The organism is Cohnella terricola (assembly GCF_007786475.1).
GTDB lineage: Bacteria > Bacillota > Bacilli > Paenibacillales > Paenibacillaceae > Cohnella > Cohnella terricola.
Genome location: NZ_VNJJ01000008.1, coordinates 204710 through 225674, shown reverse-complemented (window position 1 = coordinate 225674; position 20965 = coordinate 204710). Strand labels below are relative to the sequence as shown.

Below are 20965 nucleotides of genomic sequence, written 5' to 3'. Positions count from 1 at the left end.
ACCAGACTTTTGAGCAGTTGAAGAACGATATTGATGACTACATGCACTTTTACAATAACGAACGATTGCAGCAAAAACTAAACGGCCTCAGTCCCATACAGTTCAGGACCAAGGCCGCTTAATGGCTTTTATTTATTAGACTGTCTACTTGACGGGGTGCAGTTCACTCTCCCTTGCGCCGCCATTTTGCATCCGCCAAAACCCCACCACCGGGCACTCTAACGGTCTCGCAGACCCTTACATCCGCCAAAACTCCGCCAACTGGCGCTCTAACGGTCTCGCAGACTGTTACATCCGCCAAAACCCCGCCAACTGGCGCTGTAACGGTCTCGCAGACTGTTACATCCGCCAAAACCCCGCCAACTGGCGCTCTTACGGTCTCGCAGACTGTTACAACCACCAAAACCCCGCCAACTGGCGCTCTTACGGTCTCGCAGACTGTTATTTCGGCGGAATGGACCTCTAGTGCGATTTAGCGGTCTCCCAGACCGTTATATCCGCCAAAACCCCGCCAACTGGCGCTCTTACGGTCTCCCAGACCGTTATATCCGCCAAAACCCCGCCAACTGGCACTCTTACGGTCTCGCAGACCCTTACAACCACCAAAACCCCGCCAACTGGCGCTCTTACGGTCTCGCAGACCCTTACAACCACCAAAACCCCGCCAACTGGCGCTCTTACGGTCTCGCAGACTGTTATTTCGGCGGAATGGACCTCTAGTGCGATTTAGCGGTCTCCCAGACCGTTATTTCGGCGGAATGGCCCTCTGCGTGCGATTTAGCGGTCTCCCAAACCGTTATTTCGGCGGGATGGCCCTCAGCGTGCGATTTAGCGGTCTCCCAAACCGTTATTTCGGCGGGATGGCCCTCTGCGTGCGATTAGCGGTCTCCCAGACCGTTATTTCGGCGGGATGGCCCTCTGCGTGCGATTTAGCGGTCTCCCAAACCGTTATTTCGGCGGGATGGCCCTCAGCGTGCGGTTTAGCGGTCTCGCAGGCCGTTACATCCGCCTCGCCTACCATTCGTCCTCGTCCTTATATCTCGCGATTCTTCGGGGCATCCACCATCCGCACCATAACAAGCCGAAGGCGATAGAAGGCAGCCAGTAATCCAGCCTCAACGTTTCATGTTCCGCTCCCAAACCGACCGTTAATATTCCGACCAAGCCAAGCAACAGAGCGGCGGAGACTCCTGCCGCGCGAGCGATCGCCGAGGCAGCTGCGAGCCTGCCCTCCGGCGCGACCGGAAGCGTGGCCGCCGTCTCGACGAAGCGCACCCTTTTTAGCTCACTTAGTTGCAATCCGATGACTACGATAGAAACGACATACAAGATCACATCCGCAAGCGCGCTGCCCGATACGATAATGACGAGTGCAGAAAGCAATACCCAACGCCAGATCGCGCCGAACGTTTCTCCTCTGAGGAACACTTTTGCGTATAAATAATGCCATGACCACCGGTGCCGCCAAGGCAAGAGATCACCCGCCCAAGCGATCCATCTGCGCATAGCGGGTTTGGACGCCTCCGAAGGCACATCTACGAACCAGCTAAGAAAGGCCATCCACTTCCGGCGCGTTGCCGCTTCCTCTTCAATCAGCCTTTCCCAAGGAAGGGCATGTCCGGCGGGCAAACGCCACGCGAGCGCAACGACCGCCATGCTGATGAGCATGAAAGGAATCGCCCACATCAGCGGCTTCAGCAGCAAAGCCGCTACCACCGTTGCGGTGAGCAGCCATCTTGCGAGGCGAAGCCCCCTTTGCCAAGTCCGAGCCGCTAACCTGCGCTCCATCCAGCCGCCGTATACGTTGCAGCCGGCGATCACCGCGAACAATGCTCCCATCAGCGCGGGAGGATGAGACGCGGCGATATCCGCCGTCTGCGCCGAACGAGCATAGATCGGCGCGAACAACGCGAAGATGGCAACCGTTCTAAGCGCTGCGGCGACGATCGCATTCGTCAATGCCGGCCGTATGTATTCTTTCAGCAGCCTGCTTTCCATCGCCAACAGGAAAACGGCGTCGGCAGGCCGGAAATAGGCGCGAAGCGGCGCTCGAATCGCCGCCAAGGTAAGCGCCGCAATACCGACCAGCTTCGTTGGCCAATGTTCGGGAACGGCTTTAATCAGATCCGCGTACCCGATCAGAGCCGCGAAAAAGATCGCCGAGACGAACAGACCGAATCCGCTCTGGAATACGTATCGAAAGTACGGAACGATCTCATTCCGGAATGCGGCCGCGCGGGTTTGGCGAAGTGCACGCATAAAACCGCGCCGATCTTCCCGCTCCTGCTCAAACAAGCGGGCGCCCCCCTTCCGCCTTCACGACCAGCGCTTCGAACGCGTCGTCGAGCGTCGCCTCCGGTTCGGTGCAGCCGGCCAGCAGCTTGACTTCCTTAGGCGTGCCCTCGGCTATGATCCGCCCTCTGTGCAGTACGACTAACCGATCGGCTTTACGTTCCAACGCCGACAAAATATGCGAGCTAAGCAATATTGCACTTCCACGTTCGCGAACTTCGTCCAAGGCAGCCACGAGACCTCGTATCGCAAGAGGATCAAGTCCAAGGAACGGCTCGTCGATAATGAGCAGCGCCGGGCTGACGAGCAACGCGTTCATCAGCATCACTTTTTGCTTCATCCCTTTGGACAAAGTATCCGGCAGTGCGTTCATCGCCTCCGTCATTCGGAACGTTCGCGCCAGTTCTTCCGAACGGCTCAAGGCGACCTTTTGCTCTAGATCATACGCCATAGCCGTCCATTGCAGGTGTTCCTTAACCGTTAAATTAGGGTATAAAGACGGCTGTTCCGGCACGTATGCAGCGGAAGAACGATAAAGATCGCGGTTCTCCTCCAATGTCGTGCCCGCAACCCGGACCTCGCCGCTGTGCGGAACCATCAAACCGAGAATATGTTTGATCGCCGTACTCTTGCCGGCTCCGTTTAATCCGATCAGCCCGACCATTTCGCCGGGGTTAACCGTCATGGAAATGCCGTGCAGCACCGGTTTCCGCTGGCTATACCCGCCTGTTAACTCCGTGATTCGAAGCGCTGCCGTTTGATGCCCAATGTCTTGACGCAAACCCACGTTATCGTACCCCCTCGCGACGACGCAACGTTCATTCGTTTCTTTCTATTATAGCGGTCAAGCGCGTCGCATACAAAAAAGAGGACCGGGGGAGCGGTCCTCTTCCTTTTGGGAGAGTATAAGAGATTAAGCTACGATTTCGATCGACTGAACTAGATTGTTCGCACCTTTGACGATAACGTTCAGATTAGGAGACAATACGCCGGCATTTCCCGTAATCGCGACATTCGGATCAACGTTGAAAATGACGATTTGCACAGTACCGTTAACTTCTTTGGTCAAGGAGATCGTTGCGATCTTGCCTTGCTCGTTTAAGGTGAACGAGCTGACCTTCCCGCTGTCGACGAACGAGATGTGCGCTTCGGCCGGTTTGGTCACTTCAATGAAAATCACTTTTCCGTTAAACGTCCGCACAAGCGCTTCATCTCCGGCTTGCAGGGCAGACACAGGAACTTTCGTATCTTTGCGGAAAATAAATACGTTCTGTTCCACCGGAATCGTTACCGATGTGTTATCCGCCTTTTTCACAGTGATTGCACCGTTTGCGATAGCCTGAATCGTTCCGTTGATCGCTTGGGCGTTATTCGTTTCCGGAAGCTGTTGATCTACGCGATCCAGCAGAGCGGCCAGTTCGGCACGCGTAACGGGTTTGTTTGGTTGGAACGTATTGTTGTTGTAACCGGTAATCAGGTTCTTTTCCAACGCGACGGCGATGTAACCGACCGATCCGGCAGGAATCTCTTTCGCGTCGCGGAACGGCAGCACCGTGTCCATCTTTTTCTTCGCTTCGGCATCCAGTTTCATCGCTTTAACGAGCAGCACGGACGCCCATAGCCGGTTTGCCGGTTTCTCGGCTTGAACGACCATGTCGTTTTCGGAGAATAGATCGTTCTCCAAAGCTACGGTGACGTAACCGACCGCCCAACCGTATTTCTTTTTGAGTTGATCAAAATCTTTGAAGTTCAGATGGGCATTCATGTTTTCCGGCTTCTTCGCTTCTTCCTCCAAACCGAGCATGCGGACTGCCGCAACCAACGCTTCGATGCGCGTAATGTTGTTCTTCGGTTTGAAGCTGCCGTCTTGATATCCGTTAAAGACACCTTTGGAGGCAAGCCGGATAATGTGATCGTAGGCCCATTTCCACTCTTGCTCGTTCAGATCGCCGAAGTTCAAGTTAATGGTGATGGACGAACCTTTCTTTTTATCGCCTTGATTATTGTTGTCTTCATGTTTCTTGTTCTCTTCATGTTTCTTGTTATTTTCTTGTTTCTTGTTATTTTGTTGCTTCTTTTTTTCTTCCTGTTTCCAGTTATTGCCGTGTTTTGCATCCGCCGATGCCATGGCGCCTGTTGCCCCGCCAGCAAGCATGGTTAGCGCTAGCGTAGCCGCCGCGGTTTTTTTTAAGATCGACCGGTTTTGATTCATGAGGATCGTCTCTCCTTTACGTAACGTATTCACGGATAAATACCGTACGCCTATACTTTTCGAGAGTCGGATCGATTATCGGAGGGTCCTAGAATAAAAATAAGCCTAAAGTACGAGTGGATGAATAATTTTGCGCCTTTGGATTCAACGTAATGAAGATAGACCGTAACGAGGAGTGAAACGTTCATTCATGCGCAGCATTAGAATCGTCCTGATTGCGACGGCCGCGATCGGCATCCTATTGTCCGGCACGGCGTCCGCCCACGAGCACAACCCCTACCATTTCGGCTTCAAGAAAAGCCGCAACGGCTCTCTTCCTTCCATCGCGGATGAAGGCTTCATGTCCGTCTTGCAAGGGCAAGAGGCCATATTTCTGGGCGATACGGAGAAAAAAGAATTGTTTCTGACCTTCGACAACGGCTACGAAAACGGTTATACGCCGCGCATCCTCGATATTCTTAAGGATAAGAACGTGCCAGCGGCGTTTTTCGTCACCGGGCATTTCATCAAGGATCAGCCGGAGTTGGTGCGAAGAATGGTTCGGGAAGGCCATATCGTCGGCAACCATTCCTGGAGCCACCCCGACTTGAGCCAAGTAGGGGCCGAACGCATCCGAAGCGAGATGGACAAAGTCCGAGACGAAGTCGCTCAGCTCACGGATCAGAAGGAAATGCGTTACATGCGTCCCCCGCGGGGAATTTTCAGCGGCCGAATGCTCGACGTTTGCCGCCAGCTCGGTTATACCGGCGTATTCTGGTCGATTGCTTACCGGGACTGGGAAGTCAATAAGCAGCAAGGCTGGCGGTACGCGTATGACAGCGTCATGAATCAGCTTCATCCGGGAGCCGTCATCCTGCTGCACTCCGTATCCAAGGACAATACCGAGGCGCTCGGACGCATGATCGATGCGGCGCGTGAGCAGGGTTACGAGTTCCATAGCCTGGACCGGCTCGCCAAAAAAACGTACCGGTAAATACGCGCGCAGGACATCAATGTGCCTTGGCGGGCTCGTTTCCGGGACAGCGTGCGAACGAAGGCCATTAAAGTGCCTTGGCAAGAAGAATACCGTGCCAGCCATGCAAAATGGCAAGAGAGGCTGCCCCAAGGTCACATATGACCGATGGGACAGCCTCTCCTTATGCATTCTTCCGTCGTGCCTCTATTCCGAAGGCTTGTCTGTCGCGCCCGCTTCCCGCTTCGCCTTCAACCACTTCGGAGCGCCTTTGTTCTTCTGTTCGCGTGCGCGTTTCACCTTGCTTTTGGCAGGCTTGACCGGTGGCTGTGCCGGCTTAGCCGCCAGGCCCGGCTTTTTCGCCTCGCGCCCGGAACCTTCTGCTTGCGCGGAACCGACCGTGGCCGGCTTTCCTTCCGGCACGCGCCGCGATCGCGGCTTCGCCTCGGCCGCCTGCCGAGCTTCTAGCCCCGCCAAATACTCCGCTTTGGACTTCCATACCGGGCGAGCGTCCTTCGCATCCGCACCGGCCCCTTGCGGCTGGCGTCCAGAGGCGCCTCGGCTTCGGCGCGCCACGCCCTCCTCGTAAGACACGACGCGTCCTTCGTACAGCATCTTCGGTTGAACCTGGATATTGAGTTGCTTCTCCAGCTTGTCGATCATGAATCTTTCTTCCGGGGCGATGAGTGTGATCGACGTGCCTTCGCGGCCCATTCTCGCCGTTCTCCCCGAACGGTGCACGTAGTGGTCAGCGTCTAGAGCCGGCTCCAATTGGATCACAAGGGGAAGCCCCGGCAGATCGAGCCCTCTGGCCGCAACGTCCGTCGCGATTAGCAGCTTCGTCCGACCGTTGCGGAAACGCTGCATGACTTCGCCGCGCTCTTGTCCCCGCGTATCCCCGTACAACGCATCGACCGAAAAGCCTTCATAGCGCAGCTTCGCCTGCAACTCTCCGATTTTCTCGGTATCGTTGACGAACAAAAGCGCCGAAGACGGCTTCATATGACGGACGATTTTTTGCACCAGATCGATTTTGTCCCGCCGGTCTCCGAGGAAGTACCAGTGCTGCAACGTCGACGACAACCCGTTCTCGTTCTCTTTTTCCGTGACGTCGGAGATCCATGCGTCCTTCTGCCACTTTCGTTCCGCTTCCTTCATCGCTTCCGAACGTGTCGCCGAGACGAAAACGGTTTGCCGTTCGCGGGCGCATCGCTTCAGCAAGTGTTCGACATCGTTCTTGCCGCCGAGCGAGAAGATCCGGTCTGTCTCGTCCACGACGATGAAACGTACCGCATGAAGGGACAGCTTGCGGGTGTTCGCCACCTCGCGCACGCGTCCCGGAGTGCCTACGATTAGCGCCGGCTTGCTCTTCATCCGCTCAAGTTGCCGGGACAAGGAAGCGCCGCCGATCAGAGCGACCGCCTTAATGCCAAGAGCCGCGCCATACGCTTCCGCCTCGCGCATGATCTGCATCGCGAGCTCCTGTGTCGGCGCAAGCGCGAGCGCTTGAACCTCCTTGCGCGATCCATCGATTTGCTGCAACAATGGCAGCAAATAAGCCAACGTCTTGCCCGTGCCGGTCGGCGATACCAATACGCCGTCCTTGCCGGCGAGCAGCGCGGGAATCGCCTGCTTCTGCACCTCGGACGGCTGCTCGATTCCGGAAGCGGCAAGCTTCCCCGCGAGCGCCTCCCCTAAACCTAATTCTTGAAAACTCATCGTTTGCAACCCCTTACTTCCGATTCGTAAATCCCCCGAATAGAGCCGATCCGATTCGCGGGAACAATTGCATAAACTTAACTCCGACAGATGCGGCCCAAGGCAGATCGAGTTCCGGTCTGCGCCGTTCGATTACCGACACGATCGCTTTCGCGACTTTGTCGGGCGACATCATAAACCATCCGATATTACGAACGTATTGCCCGCCAGGATCCGCCCGATTGAAAAACGGCGTATCGATCGGTCCCGGATTCACCGCGGACACAGCCACTCCGGTGCCTCGCAAATCTTGGCGCAAAGCGTTCGTGAACCCGAGAACGGCGTGTTTGGTTGCGGAATATGCGGTCGACTTCGCGGTCGCCATCTTACCCGCCATCGACGCCACGTTGACGATATGGCCTTGTCCGGAGCTTAACATCGAAGGCAGCACCGCGCGCGTACAACGCACCGTTCCCATATAATTGACGTCCATCATCTCTTGAAAATGGGCAATAGGAGCTTCGGTGAACGGGACGAACTCCCCGTAACCCGCATTATTCAGCAGTACGTCTATTTTACCGTAACGAGCGAGAGCTTGCGAGAGCACACGCTCCACCTGCTCGTCCGAACGAACGTCCATCCCGTAGATCGCGTGCTCACCGGTGATGCTAGCGGCCAGTTCCGACATTTTATCCACGGAACGCGCCGTAAGAACGGGAACAGCGCCTTTCTCGGCGAGCAACACCGCGACTTTTGCCCCGATTCCGCTGGAAGCCCCTGTAATGAGCACGACTTTCCCACGCAGATCTACCTTCATCATTACCCCTCCCGGAACGATATACGCATTGGGCAAAGGACTTTCGTCACGAAAAAAGCCCCTCACGGGGCGGTCTTGCTCTAGATTATCATATGATAAAACGTATGTATTAAGCAATCAGGACTTGAATTTCCATTTCTCCGATTCCATCCATGATGAGAGGTACCGCCAAAGCGCGCGTCGCACCGGTTGCGGAGGCAAAATGCGAACCCATGATTTTAGGAGGCGTAATGTCTACGTGAACGCCTTGGTTAAACAACATCGTGCTGGCATTGCCGCTGATCATGTTGCCTAGTTCGGAGATCGCGCTCTTGCTCATGTCGTCGATCTCGGTTATCGTATTACCGCCCATCATGGCGGATACGATCCGCAGAGCAACGGATTCGCTTAGTCCGAAGACGATATCGCCGGTCAAGTGGCCTGTCAGTCCAATCTGAATCCACACATGATTTTCGGCGAACTTGATGTCCCTAACCGCTAGTTGGCCAGTGCTCGGACGAATTTGAACCATCTGTTCGATAACCATACGCGCGGATTCCAAAAACGGGTTGATGTACTCAGCCTTCATGTCTGTACGCGCCCCTTGTCTATTAGGAGTGAACCGCTAGCCGTAACTTCTTTCTTTCATTATACTGAAATCATAGGTACAAGTACACTGGTTTTTGTCAAAGGAGGAAGATTGGTGCCGAACATTTGGGCCCATATCCAATTCGGCAAGGAAGTCCTAAGGTCTATCAAGGCTTCCGAGCACTTGGAACTTCAGGAGTGGAAAATCGCTTTTCAGCTCGGGTGCCAAGGTCCCGATTTTCTTTTCTATGATCATTATCTGCCATGGAAAACCTCGACACCGTTAAATAAGCTCGGGACGATGATGCACTCTGCGAACTGCGGACCGTTCCTGATCTCCATGTTCGAAGCAGTCGGCGAGAGACCCCTCCACGATCCCGCCACCGCGTACACGATCGGTTTTTTGCTGCATCATGTACTCGATCGTCATCTTCATCCTTTCGTATTCAGCCGTTCCGGATTCAAAAAATGGCACCATCAGCGCTACGAAACGGCGATGGACTCGGTCATTCTTATGCGTCGGGCGGGAATCCATACCGGCCAGACCCCCGTCGCTCCGGAAATCGACACGGGCGGCAAGTTGCCTGGCGGTTTTGCCCCCGATTTCTTGCGCATCGTCTCGCGCAATTATCCCGTTCTCGGCGAGATCATCTCGGCAGAACGGCTTGATCAAGCCGTTGCGCAGATGATTCAGGCCCAGAAGCTGTTCTTTGATCCGAGCGGTTGGAAATCCCGGTTCGCGTTCGGTCAGCTCTCGCCGTTCTCTCCGCCAAGGCGAATGCCGGATTGGGACGTTCTGAACGATTCCCGGGCAGAATGGATCGATCCGACCGATCGGACCGTCATACGTCGGGAAAGCGCGATGGAGCTCTGGGACCGGGCGCTTGAGGACGGCCAGGCGACAACCGCGGCAGGCATCCGTTGGCTGATCGCCTCCGCTAACGGCGAACACGAAGAAGCAGCCCGGCTGAAAATTCGTTTCAGCGGGCTGCTCGGGGACGTGTCCTATGAGACCGGACTGCCTTGCGGCAGCGCTTCGATCGTATACGCGGATTCCGTCGTCCCGGCTTAGCGAGCTGGGACGGTTCCGTCTCTATAACGTTTGCTCGGCCTCCCGCTCTCCCTTGGCTAAATTCACGAACGTCAGCAGAATAATACCAACGACGAAGAAAAAAGCAACGGCGAGCAGAGCGGATCGGCTGGAATCGCTGATCAGCTTCACGAGCCCGAACACGAGCGGTCCGCCAAAAGAGAAAAACCGGCTCGTAAAGCTCAGAAACCCGTTAAATTCCGCGGTACGCCCTGGGGGGATCATCTTGCTGAATATGGCCCGGGACGTCGCCTGCGAGCCTCCTTGCACCAGTCCGACCATTATGGCAAGCAAGTAAAAGTGAAGCGCGCTTGTCATGAAATAACCCAATACCACGATGATCAGATAGATGATAAGCGAATTGTACAGCATCCGCTTGCTTCCGAGGCGATCTGCCAGCTTGCCGAATAGCAGAGAAGCCGGGAAACCTACGAACTGCGTAATGAGAAGCGCGGCGATCAGATGGTTATCTTCGATGCCGATGGTCGTACCATAGCTGGCGGCCATTACAATGATCGTATTGATTCCATCGAAGAAAAACCAGTACGCAAGCATGAACTTCAGCAGCTCCGGATATTTCTTGATCTGGGAGAACGTCGTCTTGAGCCGCTTCATTCCCGATCTCAGATGAGCGGCGGCCGTTCCTTTGTCTTCTTGCGCCCGCTTAGGATCCTTCAAATTCCGGAATAACGGCAAAGAGAACACGACCCACCAGACGCCCACCATGACGAAAGAGATTTGCGACGCCGCGGTGCTGTCCGGCAGACCTATCGACTCCCAGCCGAGAATCAGTCCCAAGTTGATCGCCAGCAGCACTCCGCCGCCCAAATACCCCAACGCGTATCCCCTCGCGCTTACCCTTTCTCTCTGAGCCGGAGAAGACACATCGTTCAGTAACGCGTCATAGAACGTATTGCCCGTGCCGAACCCGATCATTCCGATGACGACCAGCACGGAAGCCAGCCACATATCCCCCGGACCGATGAACGCCATGGCAACGCTGGCAAACGCTCCGATTAGGCTGAACACCCTCAGAAACGCCATTTTCCGGCCCGTATGATCCGCGATCGCTCCAAGCAACGGGGATAGAAGCGCGACAATGATCGCTGCCGCCGTCTGCGTAAAACTCCAGCTGCCGTCCGTTCCGCCCGCGACCTTGATGAAATAGATTGGCATGACGGCCGCCATAATCGTCGTCGCGAACGTCGAATTCGCCCAATCGTACATCACCCAGGCATTGATTTTTTTCTTGTCGTCCATGAGGAAGTCGCCTTTCTCGCTATTCAGCGCGGTTTGACGGTTACTTTCGACAAGGACCGTTTCTTTTCCTTTAGAAACTTATCGCTTTAACTAGATTTAATACAGCGTTAACCCGTTAGAAAACCCGGAACGACAGGGACGGTATTCCTCCGTCTCGCGTTCCGGGTTTCTGCGCCTCATTTAATTGGGATGTTGGTCGGGCACGTCGCCATTGTCGGTCAACATCCCCGTTCTGGCGTCTTCAAGCAGCTCACGCAGCCAATCGCGCTCCGTTTCGCTGAAGCGCAGCATCCCTTGAATCATGCGCACGGCTCCACGCGGCAGCCATTCCCCTTTGATCTCCAACACCCGGCTCACATGCTTAATTCTTTCTTCGCACGCCTCCAGCCGCTTCGCGATAATCGGCTCCATCAGCCGATTATCGGCATAACGAACGAACGGAAGCGAAGCGAACATCGGGTGCTGCGGATAAAATTCCTGGCCGAGCTCGCCGTAGATCAAATCCAGCAGCGCGCTCCTTCCCTTCTCCGTGATCCTGTATACGAGTTTGTCCGGACGGTTGTCTCCTTGAACGTGGATCGTCTCGGCGACTTCGATCAAGCCTTCTTCCCTCATCTGATCCACTGCGTAATATAGAGATCCGTCCTTTATCCGAAAAGTCATATGCCAGTTTCTCGCCTTGACCGCTTGCCTGATCTCGTAAGGATGTCGGTTGCACTCCGTAAGCAAGCCGAGAATGATCAAACGAATGGACATACGCTCTAGCTCCGATTATACGAAGGTTCCGGTTTGCCTGCCGCTTCCGCCTTCGATCCTTGCCCATCTTGCTGGCCCGGAGTTCCTTGTTGACCAGGAGCGGTCTTTTCCATGCGCGCACGCCCCATGAGCAGTACGAACACAAGAGCAAGCGCCGGTAGAATAACGGACCATTGGAAAATATAGATAATGGAGTCCGCCAATTTTCCCAGAAGCCCGTTTACGATCTCCGGAGACAGACCGATTTTCGCCTGCATGTCAGGATCGAGCAGCGCTTGACCGCCCTTGATATGCTCGGCCAGCTCCGGGTTCATGTTCGGAAGTTGCTGCACGCCTTGTTGAAAATCATGCTTCTGCAATGTTCCGAATACGGTAACACCAAGCGCGGAGCCGATCGTCCTGAAGAAAGTAATTAGCGACGAGGCGGAGCCTTTGTATTGCGGAGGAACGGAGTTCAGCGTTGATATATTCAACAGCGAGAAAGATACGCCCATCCCCAACCCGACGACGACCATAAACAAAGTAATCATCAGACGGCTCGTTTCCGTATCCATCGCGAAGCCGAGCAGACTGGTTCCGACAAGCAGCGTAAGCGCGGAGACGAGCATGACGTCGCGATACCTGAAACGAGTCGCGATCCGGCCTCCGATCTGGCTGCTAAGTACGACGCCGAGCATCATCGGCGTCAGCACCGTGCTCGTTTCCGTCGCTGTCTTGTGGAAGACACCTTGAATGAAGATCGGAATGTACGTCGCTCCCGCGATCATCACTCCCCCGTACAGAAGGCTGATCGCCATGCTGCTCGTGAACAGCCGTTTCTTAAACAGGTCAAGCTTGATGATCGGATCTTTCGCGACGCTTTCCGCCCATAGGAATAAAGCCAATAAAACAGCAGAGCCTACGAACAAGGAGATCGTCTTCGTCGAATCCCACGCCCAGCCGTCCGTGCCGCCAAGCTCGAGCCCGAACATGAGGCACAGAATCGCGCCCGTGAGCAGAATCGCTCCCGCCCAGTCGATCACTTGTTTACGAGAGATTTTAGATTCGTGGTACGCCTTCGTGATGAAGAAAATGGACAACAGTCCGATCGGAACGTTAATGTAGAAGATCCATCGCCAGCTTAAGTGATCCGTAATCGCGCCACCCATGATCGGACCGAACACGCTGGAAATGCCGAAAACGGCACCGAACAGCCCCATCATTTTGCCGCGCTTCTCGGCCGGGAACAAGTCGAAAATGATTGTAAAGACGATCGGCATCAAAGCGCCTCCGCCGATCCCCTGAATTGCCCGGTAAATGATCAATTGATCCATATTCTGCGCGGTACCGCACAGAATCGAACCGCCCAGGAACAAAATCAGGCCCATCAGGAAAAATCTTTTCCGTCCGTACATATCGGATAATTTACCGAAGATAGGCGTCGATACGACCATCGCGATCATATAGGCGGAATACACCCAAACAAAGCTCTCAAGCCCACCCAGCTTCTTGATGATTGTCGTCATCGCCGTTGAGACGATCGTCTGGTCCAGCGCGGCCATGAACAGACCTAGCAAAAGCCCCGCGACAACCAGCTTCGTATTGCTTTTCTTAACATCCATTAGGAATTCGTTTCCTCCCCAAATTCTCCAGTCTCTTGAATACTCAAATTTGAGTACACATTGAGATTATACTCAAATTTGAGTAAAAGTAAACCCTTTGCGATGAGAAAAATAATCCCCTATAATGGAAGTAACGACAAATCCTTTTTATATCTATACGTGGCGCTGATAAATTAATTCAATACTCAAGGAGGCGAATAGGTGAACATTAGCCAACTGGAGACGTTAGTTACGATATCCAAGACGTTGAGTTTTCGCAAAGCCGGCGAAATGCTCAACTTAACACAGCCCGCAGTATCCGCGCAAATCAAAAGTCTCGAAGAAGAATTCAAGGCCATATTAGTCGATCGCAACCATCCCGTGACATTGACGGATCGGGGACAGGTGTTCCTGGAGCACGCCGAACAAATTCTGGAGATCGTAGAGCAACTGAAACAGAAGCTGTCGGATTTGAACCAGGTGCCGCAGGGGCATATTATCCTCGGGACGACGACCTCGATCGCGATTCAGATTTTGCCCCGGGTGTTATCCTATTTTCAAAACCAGTTTCCTTTGATTAAAACGAGCATTCTCTCCATGTCCTCGGCTCAAGTATTATCCAGCGTTGAGAACGGAACGGTCGACGTCGGCATCGGCTACTTGACCGATAGAAGCCCCCATGTGGAAACTTCCGTGCTGTACTACGATACGTTCGAACTCGTCATCTCCCCCAAACATCCGTTAGCAAGCGCCAATAGAATTACGATCAGCATGCTGAAAGACGTCCCTCTGATCCTCTTGTCTCCGGACACGCTCGGGCGTCGATTTGCGGAACAAGTTTTTCGCGAGAACGGCGTCGAGCCTCACATCGTCATGGAGCTTGGAAGCAGCGAAGAAGTCAAGCGCATGGTCGAGCTCAATTTGGGCGCCGCCGTCGTATCCAAGCTGTCCGTAGCGGAGGAAGTACGCCGCGGAACGCTGAAAATGATTCCCGTCGAAGAATTGGCCGTCAGCCACCCCGTTGGCGTCATGACCAAGTCCAGCCGGTACGTAAACAGCGCGATGCGCCAATTCCTGAACGACTTGAAGGGCATGCCGGAAGATCAGTTTATCGGAAGCGAATAAAGAGACCGCAAGGAGAGATTCCCATGAAATTCGATCTGCACACTCATCACGACAGATGCGGACACGCATCGGATAACATCAAGGATTATATCGAATCGGCGATTCGCGCCGGGCTGCACGTGATCGGCATCTCCGACCACTCGCCTTATTTTGCCCATGAAAAAGATCACCCAAGCCCCGGAATCGCGATGGCCAGAAGCGAATTTCCGAATTACGTGGCGGAAGTGCTCCGCCTGAAGGAAGAATATAAGGATCGAATCGAGGTTCTTCTCGGCGTGGAGTCCGATTTCTATCCCGACCAGCTCGAATTGTATAGGGCATCATACGAACCCTATCCGTTTGATTACATTATCGGATCCGTGCATCAAACGAGAGGGGTAAGCATCTTTAACCGCAACCGGTGGAAAGACAAAGGAGAAGCCGCACAGCTCGACGAGAAAAAGCACTATTACGAGTTGATTCGACAATCGGCGAATAGCGGGTTATTCCAAGTGCTCGGGCATATCGACGCGATGAAGGGATATTATCCAGGGTTCGCAGATATCGCCGGCGCGGAAGCCGAGATCGACGAGGCGCTTAAAGCGGTTGCCGCGAACGATCTGTCCATCGAGATCAACACGAGCGGCAAGACGAAGGATTGCGGAGGCTGGTATCCTTCCGACGCGATTCTGGAACGCGCTCTTCACTTCGGAGCGGACGTCACTTTCGGATCGGACGCTCATCTTCCGGGGCGCGTCGGAGACGAATGGGAGCTTGTTCGGAATCGGCTTCGCGAGATCGGGTTTCGCCGCTGGGTATTTTTCCGCCAGAAACGCAAAGTGCTTGTGGATCTGTAAGCTCGTTCCAAGTAAAACGGCTTCGCCGTCCTTTGACGGCGGTATACGTTTGTATCGAGCAATCAGATAGGTAAAAGGGACATTCAAAACTTATCCTGTCTGATTGATAAAAAAAGGAAGCCTGCCACCGTTGGCAGGCTTCTAACATATGAAAAAAGGGGGTCTTGTTCATTATGATAACCTGTCTCTGCGACAGGAAGATCACAGATATATTTCATTTGTGTAACAAAGAACCAAATTACGGCAGTTCGATCCCCGACTTCATTTTTACTTACTTTTCTGTAGTGGATATGTTAATATAACGTTAAAGGGGGAATCGGTATGGACTATTCCAAAATGTGCCCCAAGTACGAATCAGCCGCCGAGTTGTTGGGCAAGAAATGGACCGGGCTTATTATCCGAGTGCTTCTCGGAGGTCCAAAGCGCTTTAAGGATATTAAAGAGCAAATTCCCGATATGAGCGATAAAATGCTGACGGATCGCATGAAGGAACTTGAAGCTGCCGGGATCCTGACTCGTACGGTTTATCCGGAAATGCCGGTGCGCATTGAATATGAATTAACCGAGAAAGGCCACAGCCTTGAAGAAGTCATCCAATCTATTCAAAACTGGGGCGAGAATTGGATGTAACGAAAGCGGACCGAAACGGTCCGCTTTTTGTTATGCTCTCTGCCCCGATATCCAATGAATCCAAGCCGAGTATAAGCCGCCCAGTTTTCTCAATAGGAACGGAGTCGCCGCTACCAGAATCACGCCTAACCCGGTATTAAACCATGCCCTTTGCTGACTCGTCCAATCCGGGAACAACCCGTTCATGAACATGTCCTTTTCGAATAAATCGAACGCGAACATATGGGTGCTGACCCATTCCGCGGCTGGTGACAGCATGAGTCCAAAACCGGTAGCGGGAATGATGATCGCCATAACGAACGCAAGGATCGACACGGGGAATTGCCCTATACCGTATGCCAAGCTGCGATAATATTGTGGATTGCCGAGCACCTCCATCCATCCTCGCCAACCTTTAAGCCTCTGATCGTGTCGAATCTCCGATATGCGGAACGGCTCGTCCTTCGACTCATTCGCAGGATTTTCCCAATTCTTCAGGAGTCGGATTTCCACCCCCAGCAGCCGTTCGCAAACAATGAGCATCCCGGCCAGAATGGGCAGTCCGATAAAGAAGATGGCAAGCGAAAGCCCTACGCTTAACCCCGCTATCGCAATGACGAATGTCGCGATCCCCCGCGGCAGGCTTCCAATAAAAACTTTCCAGACGGCAATAGCCTGTTTACTGTTGTTTATCATCTTTTTCTCCCCGATCTCTTATCGACTCCTCTATCATATGGGAAATTCCGGAACTGATCCCTTGGCTGTCGAACGGTTCTTCGCTAGACTTAAGTCTAGTTAAGTTTACAACTTCGAAACATGTCGATATAACGCGGAAACATCTTTCTATTAATCTTTCACTCAGAACCGAAATTCTGAGGAGAGAGAAAGATGAAAAAAAGCACCGTAATTATCGTTCTCGGAGTCGCGATCGCCGGCGGAATCTGGTACAGGCAGACCCATATCCCCAGCAATGCCACGCCGCTAGCTTCGCCTTCCGGCGAAACCGAGACAGCCATACCGAGCATCTCGCTCCCGCCTACCGATGATCCCTCGACGCCCGATCCGATAGAAACCAATCCCGTGGAAACATCGCCGCCGACCAAACCAGTCGATAACGCGGGTTCCGGCGCAACCAAACCGGCGATTGCCGCGTTACTGGCCGACAGCTTGCCTAATCTTACGATCGAGAAAAATAAAGACGGGCTTCCCGTCGTGACCAATACGTCAAGCCTGTACGTGCTTGTCAACAAAAAACGCAACCTGCCAGCGAATTACGAGCCTCGGGACCTTGTCGTCCCTGATGTCGCTTTCTCTTTTTCGGGAAATTCTCCGAAGAAAAAGATGCGCAAAGAAGCGGCCGCAGCGCTGGAAAAGTTATTTAAGGCCGCCGAGAAAGACGGCATCGAGCTAAAGGCCGTCTCCGGATATCGCTCCTACGCCACACAAAAATCAATTTTCGAGAATAACGCCAACACCAAAGGAGAAGAGGTCGCCAATCGCACCAGCGCACGGCCCGGACAGAGCGAGCATCAGACGGGCCTTGCGATGGACGTCTCAAGCGCAAGCGTCGGATACGGTCTCGAGGAAAGCTTCGGAAAAACGAAGGAAGGCAAGTGGCTGGCCAAGCATGCGGCTGATCACGGGTTTATCATTCGTTTTATGAAGGGTAAAGAAACGGTAACGGGATATTCGTATGAACCGTGGCATGTACGCTATGTAGGAAAAGAGGTTGCTAAGGACATTACTAAGAAGAACGTAACGCTTGAAGAATATTTCGACGATATTGCCTCTTCCATCAATCGGAAAGCTTAATCGAAGCGGACAGGAGAGCCAATGAACAAACGTATCCTCGTTGCCGACGACGAACCCGGCATCGCGAACCCGATCTCCTACGCCTTCCGCAAGGAAGGCTACGAGGTCGAAACCGTATTCGACGGACAAGCCGCTTTGGATAAAGCCCTCAGCTTTCGTCCCCATGTCATCGTGCTTGACGTCATGATGCCGAAGCTGACGGGCTACGAGGTATGCCGCAGTCTCGTTGACAGATCCGATATGGGCATTATTCTGCTTACCGTCAAGAACGATATCGTAGACAAAATCGTCGGCCTGGAGCTGGGCGCCGACGATTACATGACAAAACCTTTCGATCTTCGGGAGCTTATCGCACGCGTGAAGGCGCTGCTTCGCCGCCTGGAGAAAAAGGAGCTCGAGCCCGACACGCTCCGCGTTGGCCGCATTGCGGTCCATCTGAAATTAAGAACGGTGCTCGCGGACGACGAACCGATCGAGCTGACGCCCAAGGAATTCGATCTGCTCGCTCTCCTTCTCTCCCACCCGGATAGAGTATATACCCGCGACGAGCTTCTTGACGCGGTCTGGGGTCTCGAGTACGCGGCGGGAACGAGAACGGTCGACATCCATATTCAGCGTTTGCGCAAAAAGCTGGGAGACTCCGGCCAACGTCTGCTCCAAACCGTATTCGGCGTCGGCTACAAGGCGTCCGGGAGCGAGGCATGAGTTCGCTTAGCATCAAAATCAAATTCAGTCTTTTTCTTGCCGCTCTCCTGTCTCTCACCGTCTTCGTACTGAGCCTATTCGTGCTCAGAGGGATTCAAGATCAGCAGCAGACGCGAATGGAGAAGGAGCTTATTCAGCAATCGAGGATCGCTAATCTGAGCGTCAAGCAAGCTTACATGACCTCGCCCCCCGTCGATGCGCAGCGTTTCCTTAGCGCTCGTGGCCAGCAATTCGCAATGGATTTGGCAGTTTATTCCGGCCTGCACGTCGTTCTGTACGACAATGCCGGCAAGAAAGTCGGAGATTCCATTCCGTCGGCCGTCCCATCATACGAAGTGAACGGTACGTTGGCCTTCGCCCTCGAAGGGAAGATCGCCTATCAGCGGGAAGGGCTTTCGCTGTTCTATCTAGCCCCTCTTCAAGGGCCGGGAAAACAGATGGGCGTTATCCAGTTCCAGTATCCTTTAACGAACGATATTCGTTTTTACCGCACGATTACGAACTTGTTCCTCTATACGGGAGCCGCCGTGCTCGTCGTCAGTTTTATTCTGGGGTACTTATACTTCAGGCGCGCGACTTCGGCGATCGTTGCGCTTAATCAGGCCGCCGAGCAAATTCGGCGCGGCCGTTTTCTGCCGAAGTCGCCGCTAAGAAGAATGGATGAACTCGGGCGTCTTAGCCAAGGCATTTATTATATGAGCTCCGAAATTCAAAAAAATATGGCCGCGATGAAAAAAGAAGAGCGCAAGCTCCGTCGTGCCGTCGTTAAGCTCCAGCGCCTTGAGAGGCAGCAAAAGCAGTTCATCGGCAATATCAGCCATGAATTCAAGACGCCGCTTACTTCCATCAAAGCTTATTCCGAGCTGATGGAGCTTTATCCCGAAGATGCCGGCTTGCGGAAGGACGCCTTTCATCACATCCGGCTTGAGAGCGATCGCCTAACGGACATGGTCGAGAAAGTGCTTAGGCTTGCCGAATTGCAGAAATACGAATTCGAATATCTCCCGCAGAAAGTCGATCTGCAAGAGCTGCTGCTCGACTTGATTAACAGAATGAAGGCGAAGGCGGAGCGGTTCGATGTCGAGATCGTTCCGCAATTAACGGAAGCGTCTATATGGGCTGATCGCGAGAGCCTTGTCCATATTTTCGTGAACCTTCTCGACAACGGCATCAAATACAACGTAAAGGGCGGACAAGTAATCGTCTCCGACAGCGTGGAAAGCCATCAAGCCGTCGTGACGATCGCCGATACGGGTATTGGAATTCCGCGCGAATCCCGAAACAAAATATTCGAGCCTTTCTATACGGTTAATAAAGACCGTTCGCGCCAAAGCGGGGGAACCGGGCTTGGTCTTGCGCTTGTGAAGCAATTGGCCGAAAAGCAAGGCGGTACCGTGGAACTGATCGATTCACCACAAGGAGCCGCATTTCGTTTGACCTTTCCATTATTCCGCGTGTTTCCCGATAAGGAGGAATCTGAATGAGATCGCATATACGGGCTGCGGCAATCATGCTCTCTTCTCTCCTACTTCTCGCGGGATGCAAGCAGCAATGGAATTCGAATCGCGAAGAATTGCAGGTTGAAGGCAAAACGATAACCCTATTGAACAATCCCGAGAAAACTTCATACGAAAAAGAGGAAATGAACGCGATAATCCGTTTGAACGATGTCCGCGGAATGGACTGGCTAAGCGACGATAGAATTCTCGTCGACCGCGAGAACCGTGAGATGAAACCCGCGCATGCGGATGGCGGCGTCTGGTATCCGCACAATATATACATTCATGCGCTCTCGACCGGAACCGACGTTCCGCTTCTTCCCAGCGGCGAGAACCAGGGATTCGCCCAAGCCAGCCCGGATAAAAACAAAATCTATTACAAAACCTTTTCCTTGCAGAGCAACACGGGCAAAGGACATTTGATGGATTTATCGTCCGGGATGACGACGACGTTTACCGACGAAGACGAGATCACGCTGGACAACGGCAGTTGGATCGATAACGATTCGATCTTGTACTCGACGATCAAAGGGACGATACACGAGCTTCGGACGGATGACGGAAAACCGCGCCAATTGTATGACGCCCGAACGATGTTTCCCAGCAATCTGGCCATCTTTGACGGCAGCATCTATTACACAACGCTGAAGGGCTCTCTCTTTGCCGTTTCCTCCGACTTGAAAGAACAGTCTCTCTTGCTCGACAACGCCGTATGGATGACGCCTTCACCTGATAAGCAGCGGCTTGCGATCGTTCGAAGGATCAAAAGCGGCGAAGCCGAACTCCTCATCACAGATCTAGAGGGCAAAGTTCTATACACCGTCGCGCAAGATTCCCAAATTTTCGGCATCGCCTGGTCTCCGGATGGAACCAAGCTCGCCTATGCCGGTATTACTTCGAACGGCACAGCTCGCGGCGTCTACGTCGCCGATACGTCTACCGGCTTGTCCGCGACGCTGGCTCTGGACGTCAAATTTATCGCCGATCCGGTGCGCTGGAATCCTTCGGGAGACCGTCTCATGGTCTCCTCCACCTTGCCCGACGAACAGCAGAGCCGCAACCGTTTTGTAACCTACCTTGTTAGGGTGAGATAACCGCTATTCTTTTATTGGTCCCACGGCTATAATAGGCTTATAGAGACGAAGAACGTCCTTA

22 protein-coding genes are annotated in these 20965 nt (G+C 53.6%); 10 read left to right on the top strand and 12 right to left on the bottom strand.

Annotated elements, in window-relative coordinates:
* On the top strand, positions 1 to 122 hold a 122-nt coding region (locus FPZ45_RS16025; RefSeq protein WP_144703829.1), incomplete at its 5' end, for an IS3 family transposase.
* A 41-nt stretch (positions 123 to 163) separates the two neighbouring features.
* On the opposite strand, the gene FPZ45_RS16020 is transcribed toward FPZ45_RS16025, so the two are convergent.
* The 5 genes from FPZ45_RS16020 to FPZ45_RS16000 all read right to left on the bottom strand — a co-directional run bounded on the left by FPZ45_RS16020 (position 164) and on the right by FPZ45_RS16000 (position 4504).
* Positions 164 to 400 (bottom strand): hypothetical protein, encoded by a 237-nt coding sequence (locus tag FPZ45_RS16020; RefSeq protein ID WP_144703826.1) that lies wholly within the window; start codon positions 398 to 400, stop codon positions 164 to 166.
* 62 nt (positions 401 to 462) lie between these two features.
* Entirely contained in the window at positions 463 to 654 is a 192-nt protein-coding gene (locus tag FPZ45_RS16015) for a hypothetical protein (protein WP_144703824.1), read from the bottom strand.
* A gap of 360 nt (positions 655 to 1014) precedes the next feature.
* On the bottom strand, positions 1015 to 2295 hold the full coding sequence (locus FPZ45_RS16010; protein ID WP_144703821.1) for an ABC transporter permease: 1281 nt from the start codon (positions 2293 to 2295) through the stop codon (positions 1015 to 1017).
* Positions 2288 to 3079, bottom strand: coding sequence for an ABC transporter ATP-binding protein (locus FPZ45_RS16005; RefSeq protein WP_281284906.1), 792 nt, complete (start codon positions 3077 to 3079; stop codon positions 2288 to 2290). Before FPZ45_RS16005 ends, FPZ45_RS16010 begins: the two co-directional genes overlap by 8 nt.
* A 126-nt stretch (positions 3080 to 3205) precedes the next feature.
* Positions 3206 to 4504, bottom strand: coding sequence for an S-layer homology domain-containing protein (locus tag FPZ45_RS16000; RefSeq protein ID WP_246120469.1), 1299 nt, complete (start codon positions 4502 to 4504; stop codon positions 3206 to 3208).
* 190 nt (positions 4505 to 4694) lie between these two features.
* Here FPZ45_RS16000 and pdaA point away from each other — a divergent pair, with 190 nt between their 5' ends.
* The gene (pdaA, locus tag FPZ45_RS15995; protein WP_144703818.1) at positions 4695 to 5477 is read left to right on the top strand and encodes a delta-lactam-biosynthetic de-N-acetylase; all 783 of its coding nucleotides are present in this window, start codon (positions 4695 to 4697) and stop codon (positions 5475 to 5477) included.
* 186 nt (positions 5478 to 5663) lie between these two features.
* On the opposite strand, the gene FPZ45_RS15990 is transcribed toward pdaA, so the two are convergent.
* From FPZ45_RS15990 to FPZ45_RS15980, 3 genes are all read right to left on the bottom strand, one after another.
* Positions 5664 to 7175: a DEAD/DEAH box helicase gene (locus FPZ45_RS15990; RefSeq protein WP_144703815.1), complete on the bottom strand. Its 1512-nt coding sequence runs from the start codon at positions 7173 to 7175 to the stop codon at positions 5664 to 5666.
* 13 nt (positions 7176 to 7188) lie between these two features.
* On the bottom strand, positions 7189 to 7971 hold the full coding sequence (locus FPZ45_RS15985; RefSeq protein WP_144703884.1) for an SDR family NAD(P)-dependent oxidoreductase: 783 nt from the start codon (positions 7969 to 7971) through the stop codon (positions 7189 to 7191).
* A gap of 109 nt (positions 7972 to 8080) precedes the next feature.
* On the bottom strand, positions 8081 to 8539 hold the full coding sequence (locus FPZ45_RS15980) for a chemotaxis protein CheX (RefSeq protein WP_144703813.1): 459 nt from the start codon (positions 8537 to 8539) through the stop codon (positions 8081 to 8083).
* Positions 8540 to 8653: 114 nt separating this feature from the next.
* Between FPZ45_RS15980 and FPZ45_RS15975 the strand changes: the two genes are divergently transcribed.
* Positions 8654 to 9610, top strand: a complete 957-nt coding sequence (locus FPZ45_RS15975) for a zinc dependent phospholipase C family protein (RefSeq protein ID WP_186438417.1) — start codon at positions 8654 to 8656, stop codon at positions 9608 to 9610.
* Positions 9611 to 9631: 21 nt separating this feature from the next.
* On the opposite strand, the gene FPZ45_RS15970 is transcribed toward FPZ45_RS15975, so the two are convergent.
* The 3 genes from FPZ45_RS15970 to FPZ45_RS15960 all read right to left on the bottom strand — a co-directional run bounded on the left by FPZ45_RS15970 (position 9632) and on the right by FPZ45_RS15960 (position 13245).
* Complete coding sequence (locus FPZ45_RS15970) at positions 9632 to 10888, bottom strand: MFS transporter (protein ID WP_144703809.1); 1257 nt, start codon at positions 10886 to 10888, stop codon at positions 9632 to 9634.
* 180 nt (positions 10889 to 11068) lie between these two features.
* Complete coding sequence (locus FPZ45_RS15965) at positions 11069 to 11644, bottom strand: PadR family transcriptional regulator (protein WP_144703807.1); 576 nt, start codon at positions 11642 to 11644, stop codon at positions 11069 to 11071.
* Positions 11645 to 11649: 5 nt separating this feature from the next.
* Positions 11650 to 13245 carry an MDR family MFS transporter gene (locus FPZ45_RS15960; RefSeq protein WP_144703805.1) on the bottom strand — a complete coding sequence of 532 codons (1596 nt, stop codon included), beginning with the start codon at positions 13243 to 13245 and terminating at the stop codon, positions 11650 to 11652.
* Between the two features lie 201 nt (positions 13246 to 13446).
* On the opposite strand from FPZ45_RS15960, the gene FPZ45_RS15955 reads away from it, so the two are divergent.
* The 3 genes from FPZ45_RS15955 (at position 13447) to FPZ45_RS15945 (ending at position 15815) form a co-directional block, all read left to right on the top strand.
* A complete protein-coding gene (locus FPZ45_RS15955) occupies positions 13447 to 14349 on the top strand; it encodes a LysR family transcriptional regulator (protein ID WP_144703803.1) in 903 nt (300 codons plus the stop codon).
* Between the two features lie 23 nt (positions 14350 to 14372).
* Positions 14373 to 15185, top strand: coding sequence for a histidinol-phosphatase (locus FPZ45_RS15950; RefSeq protein ID WP_144703801.1), 813 nt, complete (start codon positions 14373 to 14375; stop codon positions 15183 to 15185).
* Positions 15186 to 15506: 321 nt separating this feature from the next.
* Positions 15507 to 15815 (top strand): winged helix-turn-helix transcriptional regulator, encoded by a 309-nt coding sequence (locus FPZ45_RS15945; protein ID WP_144703799.1) that lies wholly within the window; start codon positions 15507 to 15509, stop codon positions 15813 to 15815.
* A gap of 30 nt (positions 15816 to 15845) precedes the next feature.
* Here the strand turns inward: FPZ45_RS15945 and FPZ45_RS15940 are convergent, their stop codons facing one another.
* A complete protein-coding gene (locus FPZ45_RS15940) occupies positions 15846 to 16490 on the bottom strand; it encodes a sensor domain-containing protein (protein ID WP_144703798.1) in 645 nt (214 codons plus the stop codon).
* Between the two features lie 192 nt (positions 16491 to 16682).
* On the opposite strand from FPZ45_RS15940, the gene FPZ45_RS15935 reads away from it, so the two are divergent.
* The 4 genes from FPZ45_RS15935 to FPZ45_RS15920 are packed head-to-tail and all read left to right on the top strand — an operon-like array spanning position 16683 to position 20904.
* Positions 16683 to 17606, top strand: coding sequence for a M15 family metallopeptidase (locus tag FPZ45_RS15935; protein ID WP_144703796.1), 924 nt, complete (start codon positions 16683 to 16685; stop codon positions 17604 to 17606).
* Between the two features lie 21 nt (positions 17607 to 17627).
* The gene (locus FPZ45_RS15930; protein ID WP_144703794.1) at positions 17628 to 18311 is read left to right on the top strand and encodes a response regulator transcription factor; all 684 of its coding nucleotides are present in this window, start codon (positions 17628 to 17630) and stop codon (positions 18309 to 18311) included.
* Positions 18308 to 19795, top strand: a complete 1488-nt coding sequence (locus FPZ45_RS15925) for a sensor histidine kinase (protein ID WP_144703791.1) — start codon at positions 18308 to 18310, stop codon at positions 19793 to 19795. Before FPZ45_RS15930 ends, FPZ45_RS15925 begins: the two co-directional genes overlap by 4 nt.
* Positions 19792 to 20904: a PD40 domain-containing protein gene (locus tag FPZ45_RS15920; RefSeq protein WP_144703788.1), complete on the top strand. Its 1113-nt coding sequence runs from the start codon at positions 19792 to 19794 to the stop codon at positions 20902 to 20904. The genes FPZ45_RS15925 and FPZ45_RS15920 overlap by 4 nt, the downstream gene beginning before the upstream one ends.
* Positions 20905 to 20965: the final 61 nt, after the last annotated feature.

Coding starts and splice junctions, on each gene's coding strand:
- FPZ45_RS16000 (WP_246120469.1), bottom strand. CDS start 4,504: ATGAATCAAAACCGGTCGATCTTAAAAAAAACCGCGGCGGCTACGCTA.
- FPZ45_RS15980 (WP_144703813.1), bottom strand. CDS start 8,539: ATGAAGGCTGAGTACATCAACCCGTTTTTGGAATCCGCGCGTATGGTT.
- FPZ45_RS15920 (WP_144703788.1), top strand. CDS start 19,792: ATGAGATCGCATATACGGGCTGCGGCAATCATGCTCTCTTCTCTCCTA.
- FPZ45_RS15985 (WP_144703884.1), bottom strand. CDS start 7,971: ATGAAGGTAGATCTGCGTGGGAAAGTCGTGCTCATTACAGGGGCTTCC.
- FPZ45_RS15930 (WP_144703794.1), top strand. CDS start 17,628: ATGAACAAACGTATCCTCGTTGCCGACGACGAACCCGGCATCGCGAAC.
- FPZ45_RS15960 (WP_144703805.1), bottom strand. CDS start 13,245: ATGGATGTTAAGAAAAGCAATACGAAGCTGGTTGTCGCGGGGCTTTTG.
- FPZ45_RS15965 (WP_144703807.1), bottom strand. CDS start 11,644: ATGTCCATTCGTTTGATCATTCTCGGCTTGCTTACGGAGTGCAACCGA.
- pdaA (WP_144703818.1), top strand. CDS start 4,695: ATGCGCAGCATTAGAATCGTCCTGATTGCGACGGCCGCGATCGGCATC.
- FPZ45_RS15940 (WP_144703798.1), bottom strand. CDS start 16,490: ATGATAAACAACAGTAAACAGGCTATTGCCGTCTGGAAAGTTTTTATT.
- FPZ45_RS15970 (WP_144703809.1), bottom strand. CDS start 10,888: ATGGACGACAAGAAAAAAATCAATGCCTGGGTGATGTACGATTGGGCG.
- FPZ45_RS15935 (WP_144703796.1), top strand. CDS start 16,683: ATGAAAAAAAGCACCGTAATTATCGTTCTCGGAGTCGCGATCGCCGGC.
- FPZ45_RS15950 (WP_144703801.1), top strand. CDS start 14,373: ATGAAATTCGATCTGCACACTCATCACGACAGATGCGGACACGCATCG.
- FPZ45_RS15990 (WP_144703815.1), bottom strand. CDS start 7,175: ATGAGTTTTCAAGAATTAGGTTTAGGGGAGGCGCTCGCGGGGAAGCTT.
- FPZ45_RS15925 (WP_144703791.1), top strand. CDS start 18,308: ATGAGTTCGCTTAGCATCAAAATCAAATTCAGTCTTTTTCTTGCCGCT.
- FPZ45_RS15945 (WP_144703799.1), top strand. CDS start 15,507: ATGGACTATTCCAAAATGTGCCCCAAGTACGAATCAGCCGCCGAGTTG.